The 7871-nt window shown below is 62.2% G+C and carries 7 protein-coding genes; 1 reads left to right on the forward strand and 6 read right to left on the reverse strand.

Going from position 1 to position 7871, the window contains the following annotated elements; translation table 11 throughout:
- Positions 1-50: 50 nt before the first annotated feature.
- From HX818_RS16550 to HX818_RS16575, 6 genes are all read right to left on the reverse strand, one after another.
- Positions 51-860, reverse strand: a complete 810-nt coding sequence (locus tag HX818_RS16550; RefSeq protein ID WP_177020424.1) for an ABC transporter permease — start codon at positions 858-860, stop codon at positions 51-53.
- Positions 850-1779 (reverse strand): ABC transporter permease, encoded by a 930-nt coding sequence (locus HX818_RS16555; protein WP_003209552.1) that lies wholly within the window; start codon positions 1777-1779, stop codon positions 850-852. The genes HX818_RS16550 and HX818_RS16555 overlap by 11 nt, the downstream gene beginning before the upstream one ends.
- A 1-nt stretch (position 1780) precedes the next feature.
- Positions 1781-2815 (reverse strand): ABC transporter ATP-binding protein, encoded by a 1035-nt coding sequence (locus HX818_RS16560; protein WP_003209551.1) that lies wholly within the window; start codon positions 2813-2815, stop codon positions 1781-1783.
- 180 nt (positions 2816-2995) lie between these two features.
- The gene (ydcS, locus tag HX818_RS16565) at positions 2996-4147 is read right to left on the reverse strand and encodes a putative ABC transporter substrate-binding protein YdcS (protein ID WP_003209550.1); all 1152 of its coding nucleotides are present in this window, start codon (positions 4145-4147) and stop codon (positions 2996-2998) included.
- Positions 4148-4219: 72 nt separating this feature from the next.
- Entirely contained in the window at positions 4220-5677 is a 1458-nt protein-coding gene (locus HX818_RS16570) for a gamma-aminobutyraldehyde dehydrogenase (protein WP_003209549.1), read from the reverse strand.
- Between the two features lie 133 nt (positions 5678-5810).
- Positions 5811-6722 carry a LysR family transcriptional regulator gene (locus HX818_RS16575; RefSeq protein ID WP_003209548.1) on the reverse strand — a complete coding sequence of 304 codons (912 nt, stop codon included), beginning with the start codon at positions 6720-6722 and terminating at the stop codon, positions 5811-5813.
- Between the two features lie 168 nt (positions 6723-6890).
- Between HX818_RS16575 and HX818_RS16580 the strand changes: the two genes are divergently transcribed.
- Entirely contained in the window at positions 6891-7604 is a 714-nt protein-coding gene (locus HX818_RS16580; protein WP_177008139.1) for a tellurite resistance TerB family protein, read from the forward strand.
- The last annotated feature ends 267 nt before the right edge of the window (positions 7605-7871 follow it).

The raw sequence follows: 7871 nt of genomic DNA on the forward strand, positions 1-7871 counted from the left end.
GCCCGCTCCCACATTTGAATCTCATTCCTTCAGTGGCAATGTGTTGTCAGTTATTTACCGCCACTACCGGCCACGCTTTCGCCGCCGCGGGTCAGGTAATAGGCACCCAGGATCGGGAACATCGTCACGATCATCACCAGCATCGCCACCACGTTGGTCACCGGCACATCCCGTGGCCGGCTCAACTGGTTGAGCAGCCACAGCGGCAAGGTGCGCTCGTGGCCGGCGGTGAAGGTGGTGACGATGATTTCGTCGAACGACAGCGCGAACGCCAGCATGCCGCCGGCCAGCAACGCCGAGCCGAGGTTGGGCATGATGATGTAGCGGAAGGTCTGCCAGCCGTCGGCGCCCAGGTCCATCGAGGCTTCGATCAGGCTGTGGGAGGTGCGGCGCAGGCGGGCGATCACGTTGTTGTAGACGATCACCACGCAGAAGGTCGCGTGGCCGACGATGATGGTGAACATCCCCGGCTCAATCCCCAGGGTCTTGAAGGTCGCCAGCAACGCGATACCGGTGATGATCCCCGGCAGTGCAATCGGCAGGATCAGCATCAGCGAGATGCCTTGCTTGCCGAAGAACTCCCGGCGATACAACGCCGCCGAGGCCAGGGTGCCGAGCACCATCGCAATCAGCGTGGCGATGGCCGCGATTTGCAGCGACAGCTTGATTGCTTCCAATACGTCCGGCCGCGAGAAGGCCACGCTGAACCACTTCAGGGTGAAGCCCTGGGGTGGAAAGCTGAACGCCGCCTCTTCGGTGTTGAAGGCGTAGAGGAAGATGATCAGGATCGGGAAGTGCAGGAAAACCAACCCGCTCCAAGCCGCGATTTTTAGACTGAGTGAGGCTTTTTCAGAGTGCATCGAAGGCCCCCAGACGTTTGACGATGGACAGGTAAACCGCGATCAGCACGATCGGCACCAGAGTGAACGCCGCGGCCATGGGCATGTTGCCGATAGCGCCTTGTTGCGCGTACACCATGCCGCCGACGAAGTAACCCGGCGGGCCCACCAGTTGCGGCACGATGAAGTCGCCCAGGGTCAGCGAGAACGTAAAGATCGAACCCGCCGCGATCCCCGGCACCGACAGCGGCAGAATCACCTGCATGAAGGTCTGGCGCGGCTTGGCGCCGAGGTCTGCCGAGGCCTGCAGCAACGATGGCGGCAAACGCTCCAGCGAGGCCTGGATCGGCAGAATCATGAACGGCAGCCAGATGTACACAAACACCATGAACCGCCCCAGGTGCGAGGTGCTCAAGGTGCTGCCGCCCACGCCGGGAATGCCCATGATGAATTGCAGCGCCGGCTCCAGGCCCAGGTGCTGCACGAACCACTGCGCCACGCCGCCCTTGGCCAGCAGCAGGGTCCAGGCGTAGGCCTTGACGATGTAGCTGGCCCACATCGGCATCATCACCGCGATGTAGAAAAACGCCTTGGTCTTGCCGGTGGTGTAGCGCGCCATGTAGTAGGCGATCGGGAACGCGACGATGGCACTGGCGATGGACACCACCACCGCCATGCTCAAGGTGCGCACGATGATGTCGAAGTTCGACGGCTGGAACAGCGCGGCAAAGTTGGCCAGGGTCAGGTCCGGGGTGACCGCCATGGTGAAGTCATCGAACGTATAGAAGCCTTGCCACAGCAAGGTCAGCAGCGACCCCAAATAGATCGCGCCGAACCAGATCAGCGGCGGCACGAGCAGCAGCGACAGGTACAGGTTGGGCTTCTTGTACAGCAGGTTGGAAAACCTGCGCATCGGGGGTTGGGACAGGGCCAGGCTCATGTCACACCTCGCCTGCGATGTCGGTCAACGGCGTCATGGCTTCCCGCGCCCAGCGCGCGGTGATGGACTGGCCGACTTGATGCCCGGCGGTGGTGTCCAGCCATTGGTTGTTGGCCTGGCTGATGTTCAGGGCCTGGCCGTTTTCCAGTTTCAGTTCGTAGCGGGTGGCGCTGCCCTGGTACTGGATGTCATGCAGCAGGCCGCTGACTTCCACCTCGCCGCTGCCCAGCGGGCCTTCGGCGAAGCGCACGTGTTCCGGGCGGATCGAGAACGGCTGCGGGTTACCGCTCAAGCGTTGCGCCAATTCGCCGCGAATCACGTTGGAGGTGCCGACGAATTCCGCGACGAAGGTGGTGGCGGGCTTCATGTACAGGTTGCGCGGGGTGTCGACCTGTTCGATGCGGCCCTTGTTGAATACGGCCACACGGTCGGACATCGACAGTGCTTCGGTCTGGTCGTGGGTGACGAAGATGAAGGTGATGCCAAGTTGGCGTTGCAGTTTCTTCAGCTCGCTTTGCATCTGTTCGCGCAGCTTCAGGTCGAGAGCGCCGAGGGGCTCATCCAGCAGCAATACGCGCGGACGATTGACCAGTGCGCGGGCCAGGGCCACACGTTGACGCTGGCCGCCGGAGAGTTGCACCGGCTTGCGGTCGCCGTAACCGCCGAGGGCGACCATGCCCAGCGCTTCTTCGGCGCGGTTGAGGCGTTCGGTCTTGCCCACGCCTTTGACTTTCAGGCCGTAGGCCACGTTGTCCCGCACGTTCATGTGGGGGAACAGCGCGTAATCCTGGAACACAGTGTTCACGTCGCGCTGATACGGCGGCAAGCCGGCGGCTTCCTCACCGTGGATGCGGATGGAGCCGGCACTGGGTTGCTCGAACCCGGCGATCAGGCGCAGGCACGTGGTCTTGCCCGAGCCGGAAGGGCCGAGCATGGAAAAGAACTCGCCGTCCTGGATATCGATGGAAACCCGGTCAACGGCTTTCACTTCGCCGAACTGACGGGAAACGTGGGTGAATTGGACTGCAAGCGTCATGGTGCGGTGCTCCAAAAAGGCGCGTCTTGTAAAAATTAAATCGGAGGTAGACGTGATCGTTCCCACGCTCTGCGTGGGAATGCAGCGCTGGACGCTCCGCGTCCGCCCTTAAAGTCGTGACGCGGAGCGTCACAGGAGGCATTCCCACGCGGAGCGTGGGAACGATCAACTAGGGAGTGCTTAGCGCCCGCCCATGATCGCGATGTAATCCTGGGTCCAGCGGCTGTACGGCACGAACTTGCCGCCTTCAGCCTGCGGGGTTTTCCAGAAGGCGATCTTCTCGAACTGGTCGAAACCGTTGGTCTTGCAACCCTCGGCGCCCAGCAGTTCGCTTTCCTTGCACGCCGCGGGAACCGCCGGCAACGAACCGAACCACGAGGCCACATCACCCTGGACCTTCGGCTGCAGCGACCAGTCCATCCACTTGTAGGCGCAGTTCGGGTGCTTGGCATCGGTGTGCAGCATGGTGGTATCCGCCCAGCCGGTGGCGCCTTCCTTCGGAATGGTCGAGGCAATCGGCTGCTTCTCATTGACCAGGCCGTTGACCTGATACGGCCATGCGCTGGAGGCCACCACGCCTTCGTTCTTGAAGTCGCTCATCTGCACGGTGGTGTCATGCCAGTAGCGGTGGATCAACGGCTGCTGGGCGCGCAACAGGTCGAGCACGGCCTTGTACTGGGTTTCGGTCAGCTCGTACGGGCTCTGGATGCCCAGTTCCGGCTTGGTGGCCTTGAGGTACAGCGCCGCATCGGCGATGTAGATCGGGCCGTCATAGGCCTGCACGCGGCCTTTGTTCGGCTTGCCGTCCGGCAGGTTCTGCGCATCGAACACTACGTTCCAGCTGGTGGGCGCGGTCTTGAACACGTTAGTGTTGTACATCAACACGTTCGGGCCCCACTGGTACGGCGTGCCGTACGTTTGCTGGCCGACCACGTACCACGGCGCATCTTTCAGGCGCGGGTCGATGTTCTTCCAGTTGGGAATCAGCGAGGTGTTGATCGGCTGTACGCGCTTGCCGACGATCAACCGCAGCGAGGCATCGCCGGATGCGGTGACCAGGTCGTAGCCGCCCTTGGCCATCAAGCTCACCATCTCGTCGGAGGTGGCGGCGGTCTTGACGTTGACCTTGCAGCCGGTCTCTTTCTCGAAACCGGTGACCCAGTCGTAGTTCTTGTCGCTTTCGCCACGTTCGATATAGCCGGGCCAGGCGACAATATCCAACTGGCCTTCACCGGCACCCACCGCCTTCAGCGGTTCGGCGGCCTGGATGCTGACACTGGCCAGCAGCGCGGTGGTCAGGGCACTGAGCAGAGCGGTCTTGTGCGCAGACATGGGGGTTCCCTCTTCTTTAATTATGGTCGGGGCAGTTTTTGCAGCAGGTGGTGCGTGAGCGTAGTTGTTGTTTTAAAGATGCTGGCCGTGGCGCGCCATGATGTGCCGCACCACGCTGTAGTCCTGTAGCGAATCGCTGGACAGATCTTTGCCATACCCCGAGCGCTTCAAGCCGCCGTGGGGCATTTCGCTGACCAGCATGAAATGACTGTTGATCCAGGTGCAGCCGTATTGCAGGCGCGACGCCACTTGCATCGCCTTGTCCAGATTCTGGGTCCACACGGAGGAGGCCAGGCCGTATTCCGAGTCGTTGGCCCAGTCCACCGCCTGTTCCAGCTCGTCGAAGCGGGTCACGGTGACCACCGGGCCGAACACTTCGCGCTGCACGATTTCATCATTCTGTTTACAACCGGCCAGCAAGGTTGGCTGGTAGAAGAAGCCAGCACCGGAATGCACGGCGGCGCCGGTGATGCGTTCGATATGCGGCTGGCCGAGGGCGCGTTCGACAAAACTGGCGACGCGGTCGCGCTGGCGGGTGCTGATCAGCGGGCCGAGTTCGTTGTCGGCATCGCGCTTGCCGGCAAACCGCAGGCTGCTGACGGCGGCGCCGAGCTCGGCCACCAATTTGTCGTGGATGCCGGCCTGGGCGTAGATGCGGCACGCGGCGGTGCAGTCCTGGCCGGCGTTGTAGTAACCGTAGGCGCGCACGCCTTCGACCACGGCTTGCAGGTCGGCGTCGTTGCACACGATCACCGGGGCCTTGCCGCCCAGCTCCAGGTGCGTGCGCTTGAGTGTCTTGGAGGCGGCCTGGAGGATCTTCTGCCCGGTGACGATATCGCCGGTCAACGAGACCATGCGCACCTTCGGGTGGCTGACCAAATGGCTGCCGACCCCTTCGCCGCCGCCACACAGGATGTTGATCACCCCGCGCGGCAACAACTGGCTCAGTACGGGCGCCAGGGCCAGGATCGACAGCGGGGTATGTTCCGACGGCTTGAACACCAGGGTATTACCGGCCGCCAGGGCCGGGGCGATTTTCCAGGCGGCCATCATCAGCGGGTAATTCCACGGCGCAATGGAGGCCACCACGCCAATCGGATCGCGACGCACCATGCTGGTGTAGCCCGGCAGGTATTCACCGCTCAGTTGCCCGGTCTGGCAGCGCACGGCGCCGGCGAAGAAACGGAACACATCGACGGTCGCGCTCAAATCGTCCTGACGTGCCAGGTGCAGCGGCTTGCCGCAATTCAGCGATTCCAGGCGGGCGAGGTAGTCGGCTTGTTTTTCGATTGTCTCGGCGATGCCCAGGAGGATGTTCGAACGCTGCTGGGGCGTGGTCCGCGACCAACCGGCAAAGGCCCGGTGGGCGGCGAGGATTGCGGCTTCGACCTGCTCGGTACTGGCTTCGGCGATATGGGTGAGGATTTCACCGGTGGCCGGGTTGATGATCGGCTCGACAAACCCCTGGCCCGGGACCAGTTCGCCGTCGATCAGCAACGCAGTGAGCAGCGGTGTGGGCGCGCCAGACATTTTTCGCGATCTCTTTTCTTGTGTGGTCATGGCTGTTCTCGTGCGAGGCGCCTGACCTTCTCTTATGGGATGAGCAGAGACTAGAGGTCAGGCGCGAGGTCAACAAATACTAAATACTGAAAGCAGCATTCGATTAAATAGATGGCTTGCGTGGGTGGGGCTGTTCGCGGGCCACCGTCAGGAATGGGTCCACCAGCGCCGGGCGCGCCGTGCCCCGGCGCCAGGCCAGGCCCACGTCTAGGGTCTGGCTGAGGTCGGCAATCGGCCGGGCCTCGATGATGTCGCCTTCCAGGGACCAGGGGCGGTAGGTCATGTCCGGCTGGATCGACACGCCCAGTCCGGCGGCGACCAGGCTTCGCACGGCTTCCGTCGAGGCGGTGCGCAAGGTGACGCGAGGTTGCAGCCCCGCGCCGGTCCACATGCGTTGGGCGTTGTGGCCCATTTCGTCGACGTTCAGTTGAATCAGCGGCTCGCGCGCCACATCCGCCAGGTTGATGCTGTCGTGTTCCAGCAGCGGGTGCTGGGCGGGCAGCCATAAACGGTGGGGCGAGTGGGTGAGCACTTCGGTTTGCAGGGCGTGGCGGTCTTCGAGGTTGGAGAGGATCAGCACGCCGACGTCGATTTCACCGCTGACCAGCAGGTGTTCGATGTAGGGGCGTTCGTCCTCCATCACGCGGATTTCGACATTGGGGTAGGCGCGCTGGAAGCGGGTAAGCAAGTCCGCCAGGTAGTAGCCGGCGACCAGGCTGGTCACGCCGATGATCAACTGCCCGGCCACCTGGTCGGTGCTCTGTTGCAGGCTGCGCTTGGCGTTGTCGACGGTGGCGAGGATGAGGTGCGCCTGGCGCAGGAACTGGTGGCCCTGGTGGGTCAGGGTCATGCCCTTGGCGTGGCGGTTGAACAGGTTGACGCCGATTTCCTGTTCCAGTTGCTGGATCGCCAGGGTCAGGGTGGACTGGGAGATGAAGGCGGTCTGGGCAGCGGCGGAGATTGAGCCGGTCTCGGCCACGGCGATGAAGTGACGGATTTGACGCAAGGTCATCATGCTGGAATTACCAGTGGGGTGTTTTTATAGATTTGTTCGAGTGTATATCGTTTTAATTGAGGGGTAAGCGCGTTACATCTGGAAGCACTCTAGATCGGGGGTTTTTGGCACTTAGTTTTACGCTGGGGGCCTATTGGTCCTGTGAACTTGAGTTTCTGGAGGTTGTGAATGAATACCCGTGGATTGCTCGATCAACTGCTCAAATCCGGCCAGGACATGTTGCAGAACAAGGCTGGCGGGCAGCGCAAGTCAGATGACAAGGGTGCCCTTGGCGGACTGCTGGGTGGCGGCGGGTTGGGTAGCTTGCTTGGCGGTGCCGGTGGTGGGGCCCTCGCGGCCGGCGCCATGGGTTTGTTGCTGGGCAACAAGAAAGCCCGCAAGTTTGGCGGCAAGGCGCTGACCTATGGCGGGTTGGCTGCTTTGGGGGTGATTGCCTACAAGGCCTACGGTAATTGGCAGGCGCAGCAGGCCAGTGCGCCTCAAGGGGAGCCGCAGACCATTGATCGGTTGCCACCGGCCCAGGTCGAGCAGCACAGCCAGGGGATTTTGAAGGCGCTGGTGGCTGCGGCCAAGGCTGACGGGCATGTGGATGAGCGTGAGCGGGCGTTGATCGAAGGGGAGTTTGTGAAGCTGGATAACGATCGTGAGTTGCAGCAGTGGTTACATGCCGAGCTGAACAAGCCGCTGGATCCGGCAGATGTGGCTCGTGCTGCCAGTACTCCGGAATTGGCCGCCGAGATGTATATCGCCAGTGTGATGTTGGTGGATGAGGAGAACTTCATGGAGAAGGCTTACCTCGATGAGTTGGCGCGGCAGCTTAAGTTGGAGCCTGGGTTGAAGGCTGAACTGGAGAAGCAGGTGCGGCAGGCTGTGGTGGTTTGATTGTGTACATATCCGTTTCTGCGGTAACGGCTACTTATGGTTTCGCTCTTACAGCGAGTCACTTTGCAAAAGCGGCAAAGTAACCAAAGCGCTCTGCCCCGCCTGTCGGCACCTCGCCTAGGCTCGGTGTTCCCTCACTCCGGCATTGCTCCGCGGGCCGCCGCGACGGGCCATCCATGGCCCGGCGCGGCTAAACCGGCGTCCTGCCGGTTTACCCGCTCCGCAATACCTGCGTTCGGCCTCGGGCTTATTGGGGCAGTCAGATCA

Source organism: Pseudomonas sp. F9001, assembly GCF_013385435.1.
Lineage (GTDB): Bacteria > Pseudomonadota > Gammaproteobacteria > Pseudomonadales > Pseudomonadaceae > Aquipseudomonas.